The organism is Rhodococcus sp. ENV425, assembly GCF_002887785.1.
GTDB lineage: Bacteria > Actinomycetota > Actinomycetes > Mycobacteriales > Mycobacteriaceae > Rhodococcus > Rhodococcus aetherivorans.
The window spans coordinates 24,518-25,635 of sequence record NZ_PCZU01000244.1 but is presented as its reverse complement, the minus strand read 5'-3'; the positions used below and the strand labels follow the sequence as shown (position 1 = coordinate 25,635).

The window sequence follows — 1,118 nt, the reverse complement described above, 5'->3', positions numbered from 1 at the left end:
CAGCTACCTCGGCTCGCTCACCGAACAGGATCGCGCCGAGTACATCGCCGCAGCGCAAGATCTCAAAGATGCGATGAACGAGACCGGTACCCAGGATTTCCGCGCTTGCTCCCGCGGGGGACGGCCACCCGGTGACGACAGCGTCCCGGACGGAATCCGCTCGCTCCAACAGCTGCGGGCACTCGCTCGCACCATCCGCACCTCAAGCCGCTCGGACCCGACGCAATTCTCCATCGCGACGAATGCGGGCACGTCCGCTGCGACTCCACGCACCGATCCGGGAAGCACGGACGACACCGACCCGGACCCGGCCGGGCAACAGAAGCTATGAACCGCGATGGCGGCGAGGCCGCGGCCACTGCGTTGGTGATCGCCGGCCGCAGCATCGACATCGACACCGCGGTCGCCACAGCCCACGGCTATCCGGCAGTGACCGTGGCCCGCTACGACCTGCCCGGACCCGGATCCGCCCGGGAGATCACCGCCGACGAGATCGCCCGCACCCACAAAGTGCGCTCCCGCATCAGCCACGCCCAACGCGACTGGTTCATCCGCAGCGCCGTCGACGCCCCGTGGGAGGCGGTGCCGATCGAGGCACAGCTGGTCGACGCCGACCCAAACATCAGCGGCGAACTCTACGACCGTGCCGAAGCCCTGTACGAACATTTCCGCACCGCCGCGCCCCGGCAGGTGGGGGTAGCCAAGATCAGCAAGGTACTCCACCTCAAACGCCCCGGCTTGTTTCCCATCCTCGACTCGAAGGTCATGGCGTTCTACCGGCATCATGCGCGTGCCGCCGCGGCCCGCTACCCCCACCGCGACAGGCGAGCGATGTTCTGGGCGGCCATCCGCGACGACGTGTGCACCAACCTCGACAGCGGTGCCCTCCCGCTCTTCCGCCGCCACCTGGCGCAGTCCGAGACCGAGCAAGTCCGCCGGATCGCGAGCCTGACCGATGTGCGTCTGCTCGACCTGCTGACCTGGGCTGTCGCCTGACATGCAGGGTCGGTAAGTTACCGGGCGCAGGCCCGCGCTGATTACGGAGCTTCACACCGTCTTGAGGTGTCAGCCAACACGATCGACCTCACGTTCACTCGCCGCGGCGTTTCGCAGGTCGT

The 1,118-nt window shown here is 67.6% G+C and carries 2 protein-coding genes; both read left to right on the top strand.

The features are described 5' to 3' along the window. Window positions 1-331, top strand: a 331-nt coding sequence (locus CQZ88_RS30240; RefSeq protein ID WP_219727530.1) for a hypothetical protein, incomplete at its 5' end; no start/stop codon positions are given. Next, on the top strand, window positions 328-996 hold the full coding sequence (locus CQZ88_RS21360) for a DUF6308 family protein (protein ID WP_102800267.1): 669 nt from the start codon (window positions 328-330) through the stop codon (window positions 994-996). The genes CQZ88_RS30240 and CQZ88_RS21360, both read left to right, overlap by 4 nt. Window positions 997-1,118: the final 122 nt, after the last annotated feature.

What these genes read in the sequence shown, in the direction of transcription:
- CQZ88_RS21360 (WP_102800267.1), top strand. Translation starts at nt 328, where the DNA reads ATGAACCGCGATGGCGGCGAGGCCGCGGCCACTGCGTTGGTGATCGCC.